Here is a 19,181-nt window from a genome sequence, read left to right as displayed (position 1 = left end):
TCGAGAACGCCGGACGGCGGGGTGGCTACAAGCGCCCCGTCAAGGCCAGAATGAGAATGACGATGAGGATGAGGCCCAGAAGACCGCTGGGGTAGTAGCCCCAGCCTGCACTGTAGGGCCAGCTCGGCAGAGCGCCGATGAGCAACAATATCAGTATGACGATGAGTATCGTGGACATGGCGTTCCACCCCTTGACTTTGCGAGTGGTGTGGGAACGCACGACGAGGCCATTCTGTTTCAAGCAGGCTATCATTTATCGGTTCAGGCGCCTGACGTCTGATGTGGAGACAGGACGATGACAGCCCGTACCCTCACCCTTGCCCTGTTGACCGCCGCGGCCCTCGCTGCGCCGACCGGGCAGGCCCTCGCCCAGTCGCGCCCCTATGCGCCCGGGCTCTCCTGCCGTGCCCTCGCCCAGATCGTCGCCTCGCGCGGCGCCGTCGTCATCTCCACGAGCAGGACGACCTACGACCGCTATGTCGCCAACGGCAGCTTCTGCTTCCCGACTCAGGTCACGAGCCCGGCCTGGGTGCGCACGGCGGACACGCCGAACTGCTTCATCGGCTATACCTGCAAGGAATTCGACATCGACGACTGGGATTGACGGGCCCGGCGCCTCGCCGCCGTGCGCGAGCCGAAGCGCCGCGGACCGGCGAGGCAGGCGAGCGCCAGGATGAGCCCCGACACCGTCGCGATCATCCCCGCGGCGCTGACACTGTAGCTGGCGCCGAGCCACAGCGGGCCATAGCCGGCGAGCACGTAACCGGCCACCGCCGAGACGACGGCGAAAAGGACGCTCCAGGCAAGCTGCGGCACGAGCCGGTCCGTCATCAGCCGTGCGGCAGCGGGCGGGCAGATGAACATGGCGATGACGATGATGGAGCCCACGGCGTCGAACGCCGCCACAGCCGCCACCGCCACCATGACGATGAGCGCGAAGCCCACGAGCCCCGGCCGCGCGCCAATGCTCTCGGCGAACGTCGCATCGAAGGTGCCGATGACGAGCTCCTTCCAGAACACGAGCAGGAACACGACGACGGCCAGGGTGACGAGCGCGAGGCGCGGCAGCTGCGGCGGCAGCGCCGCGAGCGCCTCCGCATCGAGCAGCGCCGGCCAGCCGGCGCCGCCGGCGAGCCAGATCAGGCTCTCGAGATTGCCGTAGAGCGCGTGCTCCACGTCGAGGTGCACGGTGCTGGTGTCCGACTGCTCGAGCAGTAGCACACCCGCCGCAAAGAGCGTGGTGAAGACGACGCCCATGGCCGCTCCCGGCTCCACCCGCCCGACGCGGCGCACGACCTCGATGATGAGGACGGCGACGACGGCGGCGATGCCAGCGCCGAGCAGCATGGCCCCGGCGGCGACGGTGCCGGTAAGGACGAAGGCGCCGACGATGCCCGGCAGCACCACGTGGCTCACCGCGTCGCCGATGAGGCTCTGGCGGCGCAGGACGAGGAAGTTGCCGAGCAGCGCGCAGGATACCGAGACGAGGATGCCGATCGCGATCGGCACGAGGCTGAGAACGACGAAGTCGGCTCCCATCAGCGTGCTCCCGTGAGCGCCGGCTCGAGGCGGGCGGAAAGATCGGCCACGACATCGGGCGGCAGGGCCCTGTCGATAGGCACGAGGCCCTGGTGGTCGAGCGCCGCAGCCTCGTCGGGATGCAGGCGACGATAGAGCGCCCACAGCGCCTCCTCCCGCACGGCGGCGGCCGCGGCAGCTCGGCCCTTCAGCGTCGCGACGCCGTCGGCGCGGATGTGTCCGGCCCGGCGCAGCACCTTGATGGTGAGTGGATCATAGATGGCCTCGCCGCGGGCGAGCGCGAGCAGGCCCTGGCGCTCGTGCACCCGGCGCCGGAAGCGCAGACGCGTAACGAGGCCCGACATCAGCCCGCGCACGGGCGACAGGACAAGCGAGAGCGCGAAGAAGGCGGACGCGGTGAGCACGATCACCGCCCCCGTCGGCAGGTCGCGTCCCGAGGCGGAGATGGCAGCACCGACATAGCCCGCGGCAGCGCCGAAGGCGGCGGCGATGAGCACCATGCGCCCCGGCCGGTCGGTCCAGAAGCGGGCTGTCACCGGCGGGATGATGGTGAGCGCGACGATGAGCACGAGGCCGGCGACCTTGAGCCCGATGACTGTGACGGCGAGCAGCACGCCCATCATGGCAAGGTCGGTGAGGCGCACGTCGATGCCGCGCGTGGCGGCATAGTCCTCGTCGAAGCACACCAGCGTGAAGGGGCGGCGCAGCGCGAAGACGACCGCTCCCGTGAGCAGGGCGGCGACGGCGATGGTCTCCGCCTCCGAGCGCAGCATGCCCGCCGTCGAGCCCAGGAGATAGCCGGCGATGCCTGCCTGGCCGCCGGTCTGCAGCGACTGGATGACCGTCAGCAGCACGATGCCGAAGCCGAAGAAGACGGACAGCACCGCGCCGATGGCGGCATCCTCGGTGAGGCGTGTGCGGCGGGTGATCCAGTCGACGCAGAGCAATCCGAGGGTGGCGCTTAGGGCCGCCCCCGCCATGAGGGCGACGATGTCACGCCCGTCGCCGGTGAGCCACGCCATCACGATGAAGGCGAGTGCGAGGCCCGGCAGGGTGCCGTGGCTGACGGCATCGCTGACGAGGGAGCGCTTGCGCAGGAGGATGAAGGTGCCGATGGCCCCGGCGCTGCCGCCGAGAATGGCCGCGCCGATGGTGACGACGGCGGTGTTGTAGCCTGCGCCGAGCAGAAGAGCCGCGAGGAACGCCGTCATCGCCCTTCCCCGGCGGCCTCCCGCACCACGGCCACCTCCTCCACATGGGCGGCGGCGAGGCGCCCGCCATAGGTCGCCTGCAGGTTCTGCGAGGTGAAGGTGGTGGCCACAGGCCCGTCGGCGATCTTGCGCACGTTCACGAGCAGCACGTGGTCGAAGTACTCGGGCACGGTGGCCAGGTCGTGGTGCACGCAGACGATGGTCTTGCCGGCGCGGTTGAGCTCCTTGAGCACGGCAATGATGGCCCGCTCGGTGGCCGCATCGACGCCGGCGAAGGGCTCGTCCATCACGTAGAGGTCCGCTTCCTGCGCGAGGGCGCGGGCGAGGAAGACGCGCTGCTGCTGGCCGCCGGAGAGCTGCCCGATCTGCCTGTCGGCGAAGGCCGCCATGCCGACCCGCTCGAGGCACGCGAGGGCCTTCTCGCGGTGCCGGCGCCCGGCAAAGCGCAGGAAGCCGATCTCGCGATAAAGGCCCATCAGCACCACGTCGCGGACCGTGGCCGGAAAGTCCCAGTCGACACTGGCGCGCTGCGGCACGTAGGCGATGCGGTGACGCGCCTTCTCGTAGGGCACGCCGAAGACGGTGACCTCGCCGGCAATGCGCGGCACGATGCCGAGCGCCGCCTTGATGAGCGTGGACTTGCCGGCGCCGTTGGGGCCGACGATGGCGACCATCGCCCCCTTCGGCACGACGAAGTCGACCGAGAACAGCACCGGCTTCTCGCCGTAGCTGACCGTCAGCCCGCTGATGGCGAGCGGACTGTCGGGATGGTTCTGGCCGAGCGTGCGGCCTTGGTCGGCGATCAGGGTCGGGGCGTTCATCGTGTCATGCATCCTGGCGTCAGGCCCCTTCAGTCGGCCGGGGCGAGCCTGCCCTGAAAGCCGCGGGACGGCGCATCGCCGCCGAGGGCCCTGGCGATGGTCGTGAGGTTGTGGTCGATCATGCCGATGTAGGTACCCTCGTAGGTGCCGGGCCGGCCCATGGCGTCCGAGAAAAGCTCGCCACCGATGACCACCTTGTGGCCGCGCGCCGCCGCACCCTCGATGAGGGCCTTGACGTTTCGGTCCGGCACCGAGGTCTCGACGAAGATCGCACCGATCTTGCGCTCGACCAGGATGCCGACGAGGTCCTCGATGTGCTTGAGCCCGGCCTCGCTCTCGGTGGAGATGCCCTGGATGCCGAGCACCTCGAAGCCATAGGCGCGGCCAAAGTAGCGGAAGGCATCGTGCGCCGTGACGAGGACGCGCGAGGCGACCGGCACGCTCGCCATGACGCTGTCTCCATAATCGGCGAGCCTGTCGATCTCCTCAAGATGGGCGGACGCATTGCGCCGGTAGGTCTCCTCGCCGGCCGGATCGAGCGAAATCAGCGCGTCGCGCGCGGCCAGGACGACGCCCTTCCACAGGCGCGGCGCCATCCAGACGTGCGGATCATAACGGCCCTCGTAATCCTCGTGCGCCAGCAGCTCGGCCTTGGGCAGGCTCTCGGCGAGGGCGAAAACCTTCTTGTGCCTGGAAAGATCGGCGAAGAAGGACTCGAGCTGCGCCTCGAGGTAGAGGCCATGCCACATGACGGCATCAGCCTGCGTCATGGCCACGATATCCGAACGGGTCTGGCGATAGGTGTGCGGGTCCACGCCGGGGCCCATCAGGGCCTTTACCTCGGCCCGGTCGCCCGCCACCTGGCGCACGGCGTCGGCAATCATGCCAGTGGTGGCAACGATGGTGAGCCTGCCGTCCGGCGGCGACTGCGCCCCGGCAGGACCCGCTGCGGCGGCGAAAGTGAGCAAAGCCGCAGCAGCTCCGGCGATGAGGCCGCGTCGCGTGGCACCGGTCATGAAGCATCACCTCCTGTTGCGAATGAATTGCAATTGCAGGTATAGACAACCCGCCTCCGTCGCGCAAGTGCAAATGAGTTGCATTTTCGACAACGGCAGCCGCGGCCTGCGGTTCCGCGCCTTGCGGCCGTCCGGGGCGGGCACTTTGCCGCATCGGAAAGGCTGGAAAAGCGCGCGCCGGAGCGAAGGCGCCCTCGCGTTATTTGATCCACGTCAAACAACCGGGGCTCGCCTCGTCCTATGGGCTGATGGGACGGGTGGGATTGTGCGCCCGTCCGAGGGACCCAGGAGCGGAGCGGGAGCAACGCCACCATGATATCCGAATTGACGAGGGGCGAGAGGCGGCTGGCCCTTGCCGTGCTGACGGCCGTGGCGATCCTCGGCCTTGCCCTGGCCGTCGCCGGCCGGGGAGACATTCTGGCCGTGCACGGCGGGCTCATCATGGCCTCTGCCGTCGTCCTGATGTTCTTCGTCATCTCCGGCTACTACGCGCCGGAACCGGGCGAGGAGCGCTTTGCCCAGTATTACGACACACCCACCAAGGCCGGTGTCGTGCTGGCCATGATCTGGGCCGTGATCGGCATGGGCGTGGGCGACTGGGTCGCCTGGCTGCTCGTCTATCCGGAAATGACCTTCGACGCCGCGTGGGCGAGCTTCGGGCGCCTGCGGCCGGTGCACACCTCGGGCGTCATCTTCGGCTTCGGCGGCAATGCGCTGATCGCCACCTCGTTCCACGTCCTGCAGCGCACGTCGCGGGCCCGCCTGCCCGACCAGTTCAGCCCGTGGTTTGTGCTGATCGGCTACAACCTCTTCTGCCTGCTCGCGGCCAGTGGCTACCTTCTCGGCATCACGCAGTCGAAGGAATACGCCGAGCCCGAGTGGTATGCCGACCTGTGGCTCGTGGTGGTGTGGGTCGTTTACTTCTCGATCTACCTGCGCACGCTGATGCGCCGGCAGGAGCCGCACATCTACGTCGCCAACTGGTACTATATGGCCTTCATCCTCGTGGTGGCCATCCTGCACATCGTCAACAACCTCGCGGTGCCGATCTCCTTCGGCAGCGCCAAGAGCTACTCGGCCTTCGCCGGCGTGCAGGATGCGATGACGCAGTGGTGGTACGGCCACAACGCGGTGGCCTTCTTCCTCACCGCCGGCTTCCTGGGGATGATGTACTACTACCTTCCCAAGCGCGCGGGCCGGCCGGTGTTCTCCTACCGCATGGGCATCCTCGGCTTCTGGGGCATAACGTTCATGTACATGTGGGCGGGCTCGCACCACCTGCACTACACGGCCCTGCCGCAGTGGGTGCAGACGCTCGGCATGACCTTCTCGGTCATGCTGATCGTGCCCTCGTGGCTGGCGGCGGCCAATGCGCTGCTCACCCTCAACGGCGCCTGGGACAAGGTGCGCGACGACGCCACGCTGCGCTTCATGATGCTGGCGGTCGTCTTCTACGGCCTCTCGACCTTCGAAGGCTCGTTCATGTCGATCCGCGCCGTCAACTCGCTGTCGCACTACACCGACTGGACGGTCGGCCACGTGCATGCCGGTGCACTCGGCTGGGTGGCGCTCATCACCTTCGGCTCCATCTACGCCGTCGTGCCGTGGATCTGGAAGCAGCCTTCCATGTACTCCAACAAGCTGGTGGAGGCCCACTTCTGGCTCTCGCTGGCCGGCACGCTGATCTACGTCTTCGCGATGTGGAACTCCGGCATCATCCAGGGCCTGATGTGGCGCACCTATAGCGAGGGCGGCACGCTTGCCTATTCCTTCATCGACTCGCTCGTGGCGATGCGGCCCTACTACATCGCCCGTGCCATCGGCGGTGGCTTCTTCGCCGTCGGCGCGGTCATCGGCCTCTACAACGTCTGGATGACGATCCGCCAGGCTTCCGCCGAGCGTGCCGAAGCTCCCGACGCCCCCGTTGTCCCGGCCCTCGCCCGGTCGCTGCAAGCCGGAGAATGAGTGAGATGTTCGGCATCCATCAAAAGCTCGAGCGCAATGCCATCGGCTTCGTCATCGCCATCATCGTGGTGTCGAGCATCGGCGGCTTCATGGAGATCGCCCCGCTCTTCACCATCCACGAGACGGTCGAGGAAGCACCGGACATGCGCCTCTACACGCCGCTCGAGGTTGCAGGGCGCAACATTTACATCCGCGAGGGCTGCTATGCCTGCCATTCGCAGATGATCCGCACCCTGCGCGACGACGTGGAGCGCTACGGGCCCTATTCGCTGGCGGTGGAATCCAAGTACGACCACCCGATGCTCTGGGGCTCCAAGCGCACGGGGCCTGATCTCGCCCGCGTCGGCGGCAAGTATTCCGACGCCTGGCACGTCGCCCACCTGATCAACCCGCGCGACGTGGTGCCGGAGTCGATCATGCCGGGCTACCGCTGGCTGGCCGAGACGCCGCTCAAGGTAGACGACCTCTCGCTGCACCTCGCCGCGCAGCGCAAGGTCGGGGTGCCCTACACGGACGAGATGATCGCCAACGCGGCCGCCGACGCCTATGGCCAGGCGATGCCGGACAGCCCCTTCGCGGCCGGCGTCACAGCCCGCTACGGCGATGCCACCAACGTGCGGGCCTTCGACGGCCAGCCCGACCGGCTGACGGAGATGGACGCCCTCGTGGCCTACCTGCAGGTGCTCGGCCGCCTGACTGACGCTCCCTACCAGCAGACCGCATCGACCGAAGGGGCCAAGCCATGATCGACCACGACACGCTCGTCGCATTCTCCAAGTCCTACGGCCTCTTCTACCTCATGGCGATGGCCCTCACCGTCGTCGCCTACACCTTCTGGCCCTCCAACAAGGAGCGGTTCGACGAAGCGGCCAAGAGCATCATCGACGACGAGGACACGCCATGTCGGTAGGCGATTACGATCCCTATACCGGTCAGCGCCTGACCGGCCACGAGTGGAACGGCATCAAGGAGCTGAACACTCCGGTGCCGAAGGTGGTGTGGTTCTTCCTCGGCGTCACTGCCCTGTTCGCCTTCGTCTACTGGGTGCTGATGCCGGCCTGGCCGCTGGGCGTGACCTACACGAAGGGTCTGCTCGGCCTCGACGAGCGCGAGATCGTGCGCGAGAAGGTGGTCGAGGCCGCGCGCCAGCGCACCTGGACGCAGCGCATCGCACAGGAGGACTATGCCGCCATCCAGGCGGACGCGGAGCTGATGCAGAAGGTGCGTCAGGCCGGCCGTACGCTCTTCGGCGACAACTGCGCCGTCTGCCACGGCACCTCGGGCAAGGGCGGACCGGGCTATCCCAACCTCGCGGACAAGGCCTGGCTGTGGGGCGGCACGCCGGAGGCTGTGGCCGAGACGATCCGCGTCGGCATCAACAGCGACCACCCGCAGACCCGCACCTCTCAGATGCTCGCCTTCGGCCGCGACCAGATGCTGGACCGTACGGCCGTGCTCAACGTCGTCGCCTACGTGCAGTCGCTGAGCAATCCCGCCCTCGCCAATGGGCCGGAGAAGGACGCCATCACCGCCGGCAAGGCGGTGTTCGAGGCGAACTGCGTCTCGTGCCACGGCCCGGACGGTAAGGGCAGTACCGAGGTGGGCGCGCCTGACTTGACGGACGGCTTCTGGATCTACGGCGGCGACCGTCAGTCGATCTTCGACACCGTGTGGGGCGGCCGCCAGGGCTACATGCCGGCGTGGGAGAAGAGGCTCTCGGACGTCGACCGCAAGATCCTCACGCTCTACGTGCTCGATCTCGGAGGCAAGTGAGCCATGACAACGGCCATGCAAGGCGGAAACCCGGCCACGAACCGGAGCCGCAGGCCCTGGTCGCGCGGGCGCGTCGCCGCGCTCCTCATCGTCGCGGTCGCGGCGGCGGTCATCATCGGGGCGAACGCGCATCTCGTCATCGTGGCGTTGTCCTCGCAGCCGGACTGCGTCACCCATCTCAAGACGCCAGGCGGAAGCGAAGGCGCCTTCCGCGCGGCCAAGTCGTCCTGCTGAGCGGAGCGAGCGAGGGAAAAGGACATGAGCACAGTTGCGCACGAAGCGCCGGTCAAGCCCGCCCGCGTCAATCTCGACCGGGGACTGCCGGCATCGGAGGCCTTCACCTGGCTCAGGAAGGGCTGGCGGGACTTCACGGTGCAGCCGGGGGCGAGCCTCGCCTACGGCTTCCTCGTCTTCGCCGTGTCGGTTGTCATCATCTGGGGGCTGTTCGCCTTCGGCTATGACTACATCCTCTTTCCGGCTCTCGCCGGGTTCATGGTGGTCGGCCCCGTGCTCGCCATCGGCCTCTATGAGAAGAGCCGGCGCCTCGCCGAGGGACGGCGGGTGAGCCTCCTCGGCATGATCTTCGTCCGGGCAGCCTCGAAGGGGCAGATCCTTTTCGCCGGCGCACTCCTGATGATGCTGATGCTCGTGTGGATGCGGGCGGCCGTCATCATCTACGCGCTCTTCTTCGGCTGGCAGCCCTTCGTGCCCGGCCTCGGCCCCATCGCAGCGATGCTGTTCGGCACCCCCCTCGGCCTCGCCATGCTGCTCGTCGGCAGCCTCGTCGGGGCGCTGTTCGCCGCCTTCTCCTTCGCCATCAGCGCCTTCTCCATCCCGATGCTGCTCGACCGCCGCGTTGATGCCTTCACGGCCATGGGCAAGAGCATGGCGCTGGTGTGGAGCAACCTGCCGGTGATGCTGGTCTGGGGCGCGATCACCCTCGCGCTGTTCCTCGTCAGCCTCGCGACGGGGCTCCTTGGCCTTATCGTCACGTTCCCGGTGCTCGGCCACGGCACCTGGCACGCCTACAAGGCCATCGTGCAGGAGGAATGACCCGATGAGCTGCTGCGGGCAGGCTTCGCTCGCTCTCGCCGCCGCGCCCGCGGGCGCGGAAGCGGGCCCCTCGCGCGAGGAGATCCTGCTCGCCAGCCATCGCATCGGCGAGGGCCTCTGGCAGACGGACCTGTCCGTGCCGGCCGTGCACTGCGGCGCCTGCATGCGCGCCATCGAGAGCACCCTCGGCCGCCTGGAAGGGGTCGAGGGTGCCCGCGTCAATCTCTCCACGCGGCGGGTCTCGGTGCGCTGGCGGGAGTCGGCGAACCCGTGCGCCTTCATCCCGACGCTGGCGTCGATCGGCTATCCTGCACATCTCGACGACCCTGCCGCCGACGAGCGGGACGAGACACTCGCCCGCCTCGTGCGCGCCCTGGCCGTGGCAGGCTTTGGCGCGATGAACATCATGCTGATGTCGGTTGCCGTGTGGGCGGGCGCCGAGGCGGGCACACGGGACCTCTTCCACCTCATCTCCGCCGCCATCGCGCTGCCGACCATCGGCTATTCTGGCCGCATCTTCTTCAGCTCTGCCTGGAACGCGCTGCGCCACCGGCGTACGAACATGGATGTGCCGATCTCCATCGGCATCCTCATTGCCTTTGGCATGAGCCTCTATGACACGCTCAACAGCGGCGCCCATGCCTATTTCGACGCGGCCGTATCGCTCATCTTCTTCCTGCTCGTCGGCCGCACGCTCGACCACGTGATGCGGGAGCGGGCGCGCACCGCCGTCAAGGGTCTCGCGCGCTTCGCAGCGCGCGGCGCCCATGTCGTCCATCCTGACGGACGGCAGGAATATCTGCCGCTCGCGGAAATCGAGCCCGGCATGACGCTGATGGTGGCCGCGGGCGAGCGCATCCCGGTCGACGGCGAGATTCTCTCCGGCCGGTCCGACATCGACTGCTCGCTCGTCAACGGCGAGAGCCTGCCGCGCGAGGTCGGCCCGGGTGCCACGGTCGAGGCCGGCACGCTCAACCTCACCGGGCCGGTGACCATGCGGGCGCGGGCCGCGGCCAAGGATTCCTTCCTCGCCGAGATGGTACGCCTCATGGAGGCGGCCGAGAGCGGACGCTCGCGCTACCGCCGCCTCGCCGACCGCGCAGCCTCGCTCTATGCCCCCGTCGTCCATACGGCCGCCTTCGTCACCTTCGTCGGCTGGATGCTTGCCGGCGGTGGCTGGCACGAGTCGCTCTCCATCGCCGTTGCCGTGCTCATCATCACCTGCCCCTGCGCCCTGGCGCTGGCCGTACCGATGGTGCAGGTGGTCGCCGCCCGCCGCCTCTTCGAGGTCGGCATCATGGTGAAGGACGGCGGCGCGCTGGAACGCATCACCGAGGTCGACACGGTCGTCTTTGACAAGACGGGGACTCTGACGCTCGGCACCCTGGTGCTCACCAACGGAGACGATATTGCCCCGGCTGATCTCGCCGTCGCCGCGGGCATCTGCGCCCATTCGCGCCATCCCCACTCGCGCGCCATCGTCGCAGCGGCGCAGGACAGGGTGCCGCTCGCTCCCGTCTTCGACGAGGTCCGCGAACATCCCGGCCTCGGCCTCGAGGCGAAGCTCGGCAGCGACGTCCACCGCCTCGGCCGCGCGGCGTGGGCGCTGCGGGATGCCGGCAGCATCACGGGCACGGTGCTGTCGTGCAATGGCCGTCCCGTCGCCCGCTTCGCCTTTGCCGACCGGCTGCGGCCGGGCGCCCGGCAGGCGGTGCAGACGCTGAAGGACGAGGGGCTGAGGATCGTCCTGCTCTCCGGCGACCGCAGCGATGAGGTGCAGCGCCTCGCCGGCGCACTCGGCATCGACGAATATGCGGGGGATCTCGTGCCCGGCGACAAGGTGGTGAGGCTCGCGACGCTCGCCGCGGAGGGCCGCAAGGTGCTGATGGTGGGCGACGGCCTCAACGACGCGCCTGCGCTCGCCGCCGCCCATGCCTCGATGGCGCCCTCCACCGCCGCCGATATCGGCCGCAACGCCGCCGACTTCGTCTTCCTGCGCGAGGGGCTGGAGGCCGTGCCCGCCGTGCTCCGCCTCTCCCGGGCCGCGCACGCGCTGACGCGACAGAACCTCGCCCTCGCGCTCATCTACAATGCCATCGCCATGCCCTTCGCGGTGCTTGGCTACGTGACGCCGCTCGTCGCCGCCATCGCCATGTCGTCTTCGTCGATCATCGTGGTGGCGAATGCGCTGCGTCTCGGCCGCGCCGAGGGCGGAGCGCGCGAGCAGGGCCGGCTGGCCGCCGCCCGGCTCTCGGAGGCCCACGCATGAGCGACTTCTTCTATCTCATTCCGCTGTCCCTCGGCCTCGGCTGCATCGGTCTTGCCGTCTTCCTCTGGTCGCTGCGCGGCGGCCAGTACGAGGACCTCGACGGCGCTGCCGAGCGGGTGATCACCGACGAGGACGTGCCGATCCTGCCGCAGCGGCACTCCGCTTCCCGCCAGGGCTGACGACAGCATTATCACGGCGCATCGGGCGCTGGCGGGGTGTGACCCGCCGGCACCATCATGCGTGGCGCGCAGGGCTGCCACGCAATCCGCAGCATAGATATAATAACCCTGCTTATTATATGTCGACCTGACGAGCGGCGCCCCATCGCCGACCGGAGCGCCGGCATGACCTGCAACGACACCTTTCTCAGCGAGATTTTCGACGTGGCCCGCCTGATCCGGGCCCATGCCGACAGGCGCGCCCGCGAGCACGGCATGAGCCGCGCGCAGTGGATCATCCTGTTGAAGCTCGACCAGCAGCCGGGCCTGTCGCAGCAGGAGCTCGCCGACCTGATCGAGGTGGAACCCATCTCCATCGGCCGCCTCGTCGACCGGCTGGCCGACCGCGGGCTTGTCGAGCGGCGTCGCGACCCGAAGGACCGCCGCGTCTGGCGGCTTCACCTCCTGCCCGCTGCCGAGCCCATCCTGCGGACGGTCCTCGCCTACAGAAAAGCCCTCCTCGAAACTGTGACCGAGGGCATTCCGGAAGAGGCCCTGGCCGATCTCTCGCGCACACTTCTCACGATCAAGAACAACCTCGCGGCCGACATGCCCCGCATGCGCCGAACCGCGGACGAAGGATGACCGCCATGTCGCAGTCCATATCGATGCAATCCGCTTCGCCATCCGTCGCCCGTGACCGGACCGGGACGGACGAGGTCGCCGAGGCCGCGCCCGCAGAGGCGCGGCGCGCGGGGGCCGCGCCTGCGGCGCCACCTGCCCAGCGCCCGCCAAAGGCGCGCCAGCGGCTCGCCCGTCCGGTCCTGATGCTCGGCGGCATCGCGGTGGTCGTCGTCGGTTCCCTGCTCGCCTGGCTCAACGGCGGGCGCTATGTGTCCGTGGACGACGCCTACGTCGGGGCGGCCAAGCTCCTCGTCTCGACGGACATGTCCGGCATCGTCGAACGTGTCGGGGTGCGCGAGGGCCAGGCCGTGAAGGCGGGCGACGTGCTCTTCCGGCTCGACCCGCGCCAGTTCCGCATCGCGCTCGACAAGGCCGAGGCGAAACTGGCGGAAACGCGCCTCGCGCTCGAGGCCATGCGCCAGGACTACAGGCGCATCGAGCGCGACATCGCCGCCCAGCAGGCCGTGGTCGACCAGGCGCGGGCGCAGTTCGACCGCTATTCCGCCCTGGTGCGCACCAACAATGTCTCCGCCGCCGCCTATGACGAGGCACGGTTCACGCTCGAGGCGGCCGAAAGCAAGCTCGCCTCCCTGCGTCAGGAAGCGGCGGTGCAGCTCGCCAGACTCGGCGGCCGGGCGGATGCGGACATCGAGCAGCATCCCCAGTTCCTCCAGGCCGAGGCGGAGGTCGCGGAGGCACGCCGCCAGCTCGACCATACGGTGGTGCGCGCGCCGTTCGACGGCATCGTCACCCAGGTCGACCAGCTCCAGCCCGGCCAGTATCTCGCCGCCAACACCGCCGCCTTCGGCCTCATCGGCGACGACAGGGTGTGGGTCGACGCCAACGCCAAGGAAACGGACCTCACCTACGTCAAGCCCGGCGACCCCGTCTCCATCGCCGTGGATACCTATCCCGGCCACGTCTGGACGGGCCGTGTCGAAAGCATCAGCCCGGCGAGCGGCGCCACCTTCTCGGTGCTGCCGGCCCAGAACGCCAGCGGAAACTGGGTCAAGGTGGTGCAGCGCATCCCAGTGCGCATCGCTGTTGAGCGGCGGCCCGACGATCCGCCCCTGCGCGTCGGCATGAGCGTCGTCGCCGACATCGACACCGGCCACCGGCGCAGCCTCGGCGACCTCTTCTGAAGGCCGCCGGTGGAGGAGGACCAGCCATGAGCGCACCGCCCGCCCATACGGCTCCGGCCGAGGATCTCGGCCGGCATCGCGGCATCATCACCCTGTGCGCGATGATTGCGACGCTCATGCAGGCGCTCGACTCGACCATCGCCAACGTCGCCCTGCCCTACATGCAGGGTTCGCTGTCGACGACGACCGACCAGGTCACCTGGGTGTTGACCTCCTACATCGTCGCGGCAGCCATCATGACCTCGCCCGTCGGCTGGCTGGCGAGCCGCTTCGGGCGCAAGCGCTTCTTCATCGTCTGCCTCGTCGGCTTCACGGTCGCCTCGATGCTGTGCGGGCTCGCCGAATCCCTCACGCAGATGGTCATCTTCCGCCTGCTGCAGGGGGTCTTCGGTGCCGCGCTCGTGCCGCTGTCGCAGGCCACGATGCTCGACATCTACCCGGTGGAGCAGCGCGGCTCGGCCATGGCCATCTGGGGCATGGGCGTGATGGTCGGCCCCATCCTCGGGCCGACGCTCGGCGGCTATCTCACCGATGCCTACAACTGGCGCTGGGTGTTCTACGTCAACGTGCCCTTCGGCATCGTGGCCGTGGCTGGGCTTGTGTTCTTCCTTAGGGATACCGAGCGCAACACATCGCTGCGCTTCGACTGGCTGGGCTTCGCCGTCCTCAGCCTCGGCATCGGCGCCCTCCAGCTCATGCTTGACCGCGGCGAGCAGAAGGACTGGTTCAGCTCCACGGAGATCGTCGTCGAGGCGGTGCTCGCCGGGCTCGGCATCTACCTCTTCGTCGTCCATCTCTTCACGGCGAAGAAGCCCTTCATCCCGCCGCGCATCTTCTACGACCGCAACTTCCTGTCCGGCCTCCTGCTGATGTTCGGCATCGGCATGATCCTGCTCGCCAGCTCCGCCCTGCTGGCTCCGTACCTCCAGACGCTTGGCGGCTATCCCGTCGCCACCGCAGGCCTGCTGATGGCGCCGCGCGGCATCGGCACCATGGTCGCCATGATGGTCGCAGGTCGCCTCTCGTCGCGCCTCGACCCGCGCCTCATCATGATGCTGGGCATCCTGATGCTGGCCTACTCGCTCTGGGACATGACCTACTGGACGCCCGACGTCTCCGTCGCGACGCTCACCATAACCACGGTGCTGCAGGGCTTCGGGCTCGGCTTCGTGTTCATTCCGCTGCAGGTCGTGGCCTATGCTACGCTGGCGCCCGAGCTGCGCACGGACGCGGCGGCCCTCTTCAGCCTGGTGCGCAACATCGGCAGCGCCATCGGCATCTCGGTGATGGCCTTCCTCCTGTCGCAGAACACCCAGATCATGCACGCGACGCTGGCCGAGCACGTCACGCCCTTCAACCGGCTGCTCCAGTCGGGCGCCGCGCGCGAGTACTGGAACATCGGCACGACGCAGGGGCTCAGCCTGCTCGACCAGGTCATCAACCGGCAGGCGGCGATCATCGCCTATGCCAACGACTTCAAGCTGATGCTGCTCATCACCCTGCCGACGATGCTGCTGCTCCTGATGATGCGCCGGCCAGGCACCGGCACGCGCAAGAGCGAGCCCGACCACGCCGTGCTCGACTGACGGGCTCAGCCCCTCTCGGAGGCGCCAGCGCGCAACCTCTCGCGCACGGCCGCGAGCGAGCGGCGACCGGCCTCGACCTCGTCCGGCGACATGCCGGTCGCCTCCAGGATCTTCTGCGGCAGGCAGGCCGCCTCCTCGGCGAGCCTGCGGCCGGCCTGCGTCAGGCACACGCGCACCACACGCTCGTCGTCCGGGTCGCGGTGCCGCGTCACGAAGCCGGCTGCCTCGAGCCGCTTGATGAGCGGGGTCAGGGTGTTCGACTCGAGAAAGAGCCCCTCGCCGATGGAGCCGACCGTCTGGTCGTCCTGCTGCGCGAGCGACATGATCACGAGGAACTGCGAATAGGTGAGGCCCAGCCGGTCGAGCAGCGGCTTGTAGACGCGGTTGAACGCCAGGCCGGTGGAATAGACCATGAAGCAGAGAAAATCGTCGAGGCGCCCAGGCCTCTGATCCTTGGCGGCGGTCATCGCAGGCCTTCCTTTCCCCCGCCCAATATAATCGTGCGCGATTTGATCGCAACACGGACACGACTCGTCGCCTGCCCCATCTGCCACCGCGGGGCCAGGTTGTGGCCACGGCCCTTGCCGGCGCCACATTGCCCGCCGAGGATACGGCCAGCGCATCTCCCCCGCCTCGCCGGCGCCGCACCGCGGGCCCGCCGGAAGCAGCCAGAGAGAACGACCATGCAGACCGAGCCTCAACTGAAGCGTCCCGACCTCTTCCGCTCCGCCATCCTCATCGGTGGGGAATGGGTCAAGGACAGCTCCGCCGGCGAGCCCATCGCCGTGGTGGACCCGGCGACAGGCCGGCTCCTCGGCACCGTACCCAATGCCGGCAGGGCCGAGACCGCCCGCGCCATCGAGGCCGCGGACGCTGCCTTCCCCGCCTGGCGTGAGAAGACCGCGGCCGAGCGGGCTGACCACCTTCGCCGCCTCGCCCAGCTCATCACCGACAACAAGGAGGATCTCGCCCGCATCCTCACCGCCGAGCAGGGCAAGCCGCTCGCCGAGGCGCGCGGCGAGGTCGGCATGTCGGCTGCCTATGTGCAGTGGTTCGCCGAGGAGGGGCGGCGCATCTACGGCGATGTCATCCCCTCGCCATGGCAGAACCGGCGCATCCTCATCACCAAGGATCCTGTGGGCGTCGTCGGCGCCATCACGCCGTGGAACTTCCCCTCATCCATGATCGCGCGCAAGCTCGGCGCCGCGCTCGCAGCCGGCTGCACCATCGTCATCAAGCCGGCCTCACAGACTCCCTATTCGGCCCTCGCCTGGGGCGTGCTGTGCGAGGAAGCCGGCATTCCCGCCGGCGTCGTCAACATCCTCACTGGCGCGGCGCGGCAGATCGGGGCGGAACTGACGTCGAACCCGCTGGTCAAGAAGATCACGTTCACCGGCTCGACGGAGGTCGGCAAGCAGCTCGCGGAGCAGGCGGCGCGCACGATGAAGAAAGTGTCGATGGAGCTGGGCGGTAACGCCCCCTTCATCGTCTTCGACGACGCGGACCTCGACCGGGCCGTCGAGGGGGCTATGGTCGCCAAGTACCGCAACGCCGGCCAGACCTGCGTCTGCACCAACCGGTTCCTCGTCCAGGAGGGCATCTACGATGCCTTTGCCGAGCGCCTCGCCCGGGCATCCGCGGCCATGAAGGTCGGCAACGGCTTCGAGGAAGGGGTCGTGCAGGGCCCGCTCATCGACGAACGGGCCGTCGCCAAGGTGGAGGAGCATATCGCTGACGCCCTCGCCAAGGGCGGGCGCCTGCTCACCGGCGGCCGGCGCCACCAGGGGCTAGGCGGCAACTTCTTCGAGCCGACAGTGATTGCGGATGCGACTCCCGCCATGGCTGTCGCCCGCGAGGAGACCTTCGGGCCGCTGGCGCCGCTCTTCCGCTTTAGGGACGAGGCGGAGGCCGTGCGACTCGCCAACGATACCGAATACGGTCTTGCCTGCTACTTCTACACGCGCGACCTCGGCCGCGCCTTCCGGGTTTCAGAGGCGCTGGAATACGGCCTCGTCGGCATCAACGAAGGGCTCATCACTACCGAGGTTGCACCCTTCGGCGGCGTCAAGGAATCCGGCGTCGGCCGCGAGGGCTCGAAATATGGGATCGACGACTACCTGAACATCAAGTACGTCTGCGTCGGGGGCCTGTGAGGCCGACGCCGGCGGTCCTCACCGGTCGGCCTCGGCAAGGGCGAGAACATATCGACCGTAGTCGCTGTTGCCCAACGCCTCGCCGAGGGCGCGCAAGTGCTCGCGGTTGATGAAGCCCATGGCGAAGGCGATCTCCTCCGGGCAGGCGATGCGGAATCCCTGTCGCTTCTCCAGCGTTCGGACGAATTCCGCCGCCTCCAGGAGGCTGTCGGGCGTGCCGGTGTCGAGCCAGGCGTAGCCGCGCCCCATCGGCAGGACGGAGAGCTTGCCGCGCTCCAGATACGCGCGGTTGACGTCGGTGATCTCCAGCTCGCCCCGGGCGGAGGGCTTGAGGCCACGGGCGATCTCCACCACGTCCGCGTCGTAGAAATAGAGCCCAGTCACCGCCCAGTTGGAGCGCGGCCGGGCCGGCTTCTCCTCGATGGTGAGGGCCTGCCCGTCCTTGCCGAACTCGACGATGCCGTACCGCTGCGGATCCTTGACGTGATAGGCGAAGACGGTGGCCCCGCCGGCCAGCGCCTGGCTGCGCGCCTGCTGCAGAAGGCTGGTCAGGCCGTGGCCGAAATAGAGGTTGTCGCCCAGGATGAGGGCGGAGGGGCCACCCGCCACGAAATCGGCCGCGATGTGATAGGCCTGCGCCAGCCCCTCGGGGCGGGGCTGCTCCGCATAATGGAGGGAGAGGCCCCATTGCTGGCCGGTGCCAAGCAGCTGGCGGAAGCGCGGCAGGTCGGCCGGCGTGGAGATGACCATGATCTCGCGGATGCCGGCGAGCATCAGCGTCGTCAGGGGGTAGTAGATCATGGGCTTGTCGTAGACCGGCAATAGCTGCTTCGAGACGACGTGCGTCATTGGATGCAGCCGCGTGCCGCTGCCGCCGGCCAGGATGATGCCCTTCATGGCGTTCTCCCTTCCTCTTCTTTGCCCGCGAGGCAGCGCGCCACCACCTCGGGCAGCGAGACGCGCCAGTGCGGCAGGGCGACGCCGTGCACAGCCGCGAGCCGGTTGCAGTCGAGCCGCGTGTCCGGCGCGCGCACGGCGGGCGTCGGATAATCGACCGTTCCGATGCGTTCGACGCGGGCGGAAGGGCCACCCAGCCTCGCACTCTCGGCAAACACCGCCTCGGCGAGGTCCGCCCAGGTGGCCTCCCCGGCGCCGGTCATGTGGAACAGGCCACGCAGCGCCGCCTCGTCCGGCCGCGCCACGAGATTGCGCGCCACGGCGATGACGCCGTCCGCGATGGCCAGGGCGGAAGTCGGGGCACCGTGCTGGTCGGACACGACCCGCACCGCGTTGCGGGTTGCTGCCAGCGCCAGCATGGTGCGGACGAAATTGCGGCCGAAGGGGCTGTAGACCCAGGCGACGCGCAGGATGGCATGGTCCGGCGCCGCAGCGGCGACCGCAGCCTCTCCCGCGAGCTTGGTGCGGCCGTAGACGTTGACCGGCGCGGGCGCGTCGTCCTCCCGGTGCGGCCGGCCGATGCGCCCGTCGAAGACGTAGTCCGTCGAGAGATGCACCACCGGCACACCAAGCCGTGCCGCCGCGGCGGCAACTGCACCGGCGCCTTCCACATTCACGGCATGGGCCAGATCCGGCTCGCCCTCGGCCCTGTCGACGGCGGTATAGGCGGCCGCATGGACAACCACCTGCGGCGCCGCGGCGGCGAGCGCCGGCAGGATCGTGGCGGGCGCGGTGAGGTCGAGCGCCGGACGCCCGACGCAGACGACCTCTGCCCCGAGGGCCGGGCCACGTTCTGCAAGCGCCCGCGCAACCTGGCCCTCGCGGCCCGTGACGGCGATGCGCAGCGGCGTCGC

At 68.6% G+C, this 19,181-nt stretch carries 21 protein-coding genes; 13 read left to right on the top strand and 8 right to left on the bottom strand.

Going from position 1 to position 19,181, the window contains the following annotated elements:
- Positions 1-25: 25 nt before the first annotated feature.
- A complete protein-coding gene (locus tag HNQ73_RS15785) occupies positions 26-178 on the bottom strand; it encodes a DUF3309 family protein (RefSeq protein WP_183336027.1) in 153 nt (50 codons plus the stop codon).
- Between the two features lie 117 nt (positions 179-295).
- Here HNQ73_RS15785 and HNQ73_RS15780 point away from each other — a divergent pair, with 117 nt between their 5' ends.
- On the top strand, positions 296-604 hold the full coding sequence (locus tag HNQ73_RS15780; RefSeq protein WP_183336026.1) for a hypothetical protein: 309 nt from the start codon (positions 296-298) through the stop codon (positions 602-604).
- Here the strand turns inward: HNQ73_RS15780 and HNQ73_RS15775 are convergent.
- From HNQ73_RS15775 to HNQ73_RS15760, 4 genes are read right to left on the bottom strand one after another with little or no spacing between them, the layout of a single operon-like run.
- Positions 565-1,539, bottom strand: coding sequence for a metal ABC transporter permease (locus tag HNQ73_RS15775; RefSeq protein WP_210305331.1), 975 nt, complete (start codon positions 1,537-1,539; stop codon positions 565-567). The genes HNQ73_RS15780 and HNQ73_RS15775 overlap by 40 nt on opposite strands.
- On the bottom strand, positions 1,539-2,750 hold the full coding sequence (locus HNQ73_RS15770) for a metal ABC transporter permease (RefSeq protein ID WP_183336024.1): 1,212 nt from the start codon (positions 2,748-2,750) through the stop codon (positions 1,539-1,541). The genes HNQ73_RS15775 and HNQ73_RS15770 overlap by 1 nt, the downstream gene beginning before the upstream one ends.
- Complete coding sequence (locus tag HNQ73_RS15765) at positions 2,747-3,571, bottom strand: metal ABC transporter ATP-binding protein (RefSeq protein ID WP_183336022.1); 825 nt, start codon at positions 3,569-3,571, stop codon at positions 2,747-2,749. Before HNQ73_RS15765 ends, HNQ73_RS15770 begins: the two co-directional genes overlap by 4 nt.
- Positions 3,572-3,600: 29 nt before the next feature.
- The gene (locus HNQ73_RS15760) at positions 3,601-4,587 is read right to left on the bottom strand and encodes a metal ABC transporter solute-binding protein, Zn/Mn family (protein ID WP_183336020.1); all 987 of its coding nucleotides are present in this window, start codon (positions 4,585-4,587) and stop codon (positions 3,601-3,603) included.
- A 312-nt stretch (positions 4,588-4,899) separates the two neighbouring features.
- Between HNQ73_RS15760 and ccoN the strand changes: the two genes are divergently transcribed.
- The 11 genes from ccoN (at position 4,900) to HNQ73_RS15705 (ending at position 15,217) form a co-directional block, all read left to right on the top strand.
- On the top strand, positions 4,900-6,552 hold the full coding sequence (ccoN, locus tag HNQ73_RS15755) for a cytochrome-c oxidase, cbb3-type subunit I (RefSeq protein WP_183336012.1): 1,653 nt from the start codon (positions 4,900-4,902) through the stop codon (positions 6,550-6,552).
- Between the two features lie 5 nt (positions 6,553-6,557).
- A complete protein-coding gene (gene ccoO / locus HNQ73_RS15750) occupies positions 6,558-7,298 on the top strand; it encodes a cytochrome-c oxidase, cbb3-type subunit II (protein ID WP_373284926.1) in 741 nt (246 codons plus the stop codon).
- Positions 7,295-7,462, top strand: coding sequence for a cbb3-type cytochrome oxidase subunit 3 (locus HNQ73_RS15745; protein WP_183336008.1), 168 nt, complete (start codon positions 7,295-7,297; stop codon positions 7,460-7,462). Before ccoO ends, HNQ73_RS15745 begins: the two co-directional genes overlap by 4 nt.
- Entirely contained in the window at positions 7,453-8,325 is an 873-nt protein-coding gene (ccoP, locus tag HNQ73_RS15740; protein WP_183336006.1) for a cytochrome-c oxidase, cbb3-type subunit III, read from the top strand. The genes HNQ73_RS15745 and ccoP overlap by 10 nt, the downstream gene beginning before the upstream one ends.
- Before the next feature lie 3 nt (positions 8,326-8,328).
- On the top strand, positions 8,329-8,559 hold the full coding sequence (locus HNQ73_RS15735) for a hypothetical protein (RefSeq protein ID WP_183336151.1): 231 nt from the start codon (positions 8,329-8,331) through the stop codon (positions 8,557-8,559).
- Between the two features lie 24 nt (positions 8,560-8,583).
- Positions 8,584-9,378 carry a DUF2189 domain-containing protein gene (locus HNQ73_RS15730; protein ID WP_183336004.1) on the top strand — a complete coding sequence of 265 codons (795 nt, stop codon included), beginning with the start codon at positions 8,584-8,586 and terminating at the stop codon, positions 9,376-9,378.
- Positions 9,379-9,382: 4 nt separating this feature from the next.
- On the top strand, positions 9,383-11,647 hold the full coding sequence (locus HNQ73_RS15725; protein WP_183336003.1) for a heavy metal translocating P-type ATPase: 2,265 nt from the start codon (positions 9,383-9,385) through the stop codon (positions 11,645-11,647).
- Positions 11,644-11,826 (top strand): cbb3-type cytochrome oxidase assembly protein CcoS, encoded by a 183-nt coding sequence (gene ccoS / locus HNQ73_RS15720; RefSeq protein ID WP_183336001.1) that lies wholly within the window; start codon positions 11,644-11,646, stop codon positions 11,824-11,826. Before HNQ73_RS15725 ends, ccoS begins: the two co-directional genes overlap by 4 nt.
- Before the next feature lie 165 nt (positions 11,827-11,991).
- A complete protein-coding gene (locus HNQ73_RS15715) occupies positions 11,992-12,450 on the top strand; it encodes a MarR family winged helix-turn-helix transcriptional regulator (RefSeq protein WP_183335999.1) in 459 nt (152 codons plus the stop codon).
- 5 nt (positions 12,451-12,455) lie between these two features.
- Positions 12,456-13,631, top strand: a complete 1,176-nt coding sequence (locus HNQ73_RS15710) for an HlyD family secretion protein (RefSeq protein WP_244650253.1) — start codon at positions 12,456-12,458, stop codon at positions 13,629-13,631.
- Between the two features lie 26 nt (positions 13,632-13,657).
- The gene (locus HNQ73_RS15705; RefSeq protein ID WP_183335994.1) at positions 13,658-15,217 is read left to right on the top strand and encodes a DHA2 family efflux MFS transporter permease subunit; all 1,560 of its coding nucleotides are present in this window, start codon (positions 13,658-13,660) and stop codon (positions 15,215-15,217) included.
- A 5-nt stretch (positions 15,218-15,222) separates the two neighbouring features.
- Here the strand turns inward: HNQ73_RS15705 and HNQ73_RS15700 are convergent, their stop codons facing one another.
- Positions 15,223-15,684 carry a MarR family winged helix-turn-helix transcriptional regulator gene (locus HNQ73_RS15700; protein ID WP_183335992.1) on the bottom strand — a complete coding sequence of 154 codons (462 nt, stop codon included), beginning with the start codon at positions 15,682-15,684 and terminating at the stop codon, positions 15,223-15,225.
- A 216-nt stretch (positions 15,685-15,900) separates the two neighbouring features.
- On the opposite strand from HNQ73_RS15700, the gene HNQ73_RS15695 reads away from it, so the two are divergent.
- A complete protein-coding gene (locus HNQ73_RS15695; RefSeq protein ID WP_183335990.1) occupies positions 15,901-17,370 on the top strand; it encodes an NAD-dependent succinate-semialdehyde dehydrogenase in 1,470 nt (489 codons plus the stop codon).
- Positions 17,371-17,388: 18 nt separating this feature from the next.
- Here the strand turns inward: HNQ73_RS15695 and rfbA are convergent, their stop codons facing one another.
- Positions 17,389-18,267 carry a glucose-1-phosphate thymidylyltransferase RfbA gene (gene rfbA, locus HNQ73_RS15690; protein WP_183335988.1) on the bottom strand — a complete coding sequence of 293 codons (879 nt, stop codon included), beginning with the start codon at positions 18,265-18,267 and terminating at the stop codon, positions 17,389-17,391.
- On the bottom strand, positions 18,264-19,172 hold the full coding sequence (gene rfbD / locus HNQ73_RS15685; RefSeq protein WP_183336141.1) for a dTDP-4-dehydrorhamnose reductase: 909 nt from the start codon (positions 19,170-19,172) through the stop codon (positions 18,264-18,266). Before rfbD ends, rfbA begins: the two co-directional genes overlap by 4 nt.
- Positions 19,173-19,181 lie beyond the last annotated feature (9 nt).

Origin of the sequence: Chelatococcus composti (genome assembly GCF_014201415.1) — a bacterium.
GTDB lineage: Bacteria > Pseudomonadota > Alphaproteobacteria > Rhizobiales > Beijerinckiaceae > Chelatococcus_A > Chelatococcus_A composti.
The sequence above is the reverse complement of the archived record's forward strand: the minus strand, read 5'-3'. Positions and strand labels throughout refer to the sequence as shown.

Coding starts and splice junctions, on each gene's coding strand:
- ccoN (WP_183336012.1), top strand. CDS start 4,900: ATGATATCCGAATTGACGAGGGGCGAGAGGCGGCTGGCCCTTGCCGTG.
- HNQ73_RS15710 (WP_244650253.1), top strand. CDS start 12,456: ATGTCGCAGTCCATATCGATGCAATCCGCTTCGCCATCCGTCGCCCGT.
- HNQ73_RS15775 (WP_210305331.1), bottom strand. CDS start 1,539: ATGGGAGCCGACTTCGTCGTTCTCAGCCTCGTGCCGATCGCGATCGGC.
- HNQ73_RS15730 (WP_183336004.1), top strand. CDS start 8,584: ATGAGCACAGTTGCGCACGAAGCGCCGGTCAAGCCCGCCCGCGTCAAT.
- ccoP (WP_183336006.1), top strand. CDS start 7,453: ATGTCGGTAGGCGATTACGATCCCTATACCGGTCAGCGCCTGACCGGC.
- HNQ73_RS15770 (WP_183336024.1), bottom strand. CDS start 2,750: ATGACGGCGTTCCTCGCGGCTCTTCTGCTCGGCGCAGGCTACAACACC.
- HNQ73_RS15705 (WP_183335994.1), top strand. CDS start 13,658: ATGAGCGCACCGCCCGCCCATACGGCTCCGGCCGAGGATCTCGGCCGG.
- HNQ73_RS15695 (WP_183335990.1), top strand. CDS start 15,901: ATGCAGACCGAGCCTCAACTGAAGCGTCCCGACCTCTTCCGCTCCGCC.
- HNQ73_RS15725 (WP_183336003.1), top strand. CDS start 9,383: ATGAGCTGCTGCGGGCAGGCTTCGCTCGCTCTCGCCGCCGCGCCCGCG.
- HNQ73_RS15735 (WP_183336151.1), top strand. CDS start 8,329: ATGACAACGGCCATGCAAGGCGGAAACCCGGCCACGAACCGGAGCCGC.
- HNQ73_RS15700 (WP_183335992.1), bottom strand. CDS start 15,684: ATGACCGCCGCCAAGGATCAGAGGCCTGGGCGCCTCGACGATTTTCTC.
- HNQ73_RS15760 (WP_183336020.1), bottom strand. CDS start 4,587: ATGACCGGTGCCACGCGACGCGGCCTCATCGCCGGAGCTGCTGCGGCT.
- HNQ73_RS15765 (WP_183336022.1), bottom strand. CDS start 3,571: ATGAACGCCCCGACCCTGATCGCCGACCAAGGCCGCACGCTCGGCCAG.
- HNQ73_RS15785 (WP_183336027.1), bottom strand. CDS start 178: ATGTCCACGATACTCATCGTCATACTGATATTGTTGCTCATCGGCGCT.
- HNQ73_RS15745 (WP_183336008.1), top strand. CDS start 7,295: ATGATCGACCACGACACGCTCGTCGCATTCTCCAAGTCCTACGGCCTC.
- rfbA (WP_183335988.1), bottom strand. CDS start 18,267: ATGAAGGGCATCATCCTGGCCGGCGGCAGCGGCACGCGGCTGCATCCA.
- ccoO (WP_373284926.1), top strand. CDS start 6,558: ATGTTCGGCATCCATCAAAAGCTCGAGCGCAATGCCATCGGCTTCGTC.
- HNQ73_RS15715 (WP_183335999.1), top strand. CDS start 11,992: ATGACCTGCAACGACACCTTTCTCAGCGAGATTTTCGACGTGGCCCGC.
- HNQ73_RS15780 (WP_183336026.1), top strand. CDS start 296: ATGACAGCCCGTACCCTCACCCTTGCCCTGTTGACCGCCGCGGCCCTC.
- ccoS (WP_183336001.1), top strand. CDS start 11,644: ATGAGCGACTTCTTCTATCTCATTCCGCTGTCCCTCGGCCTCGGCTGC.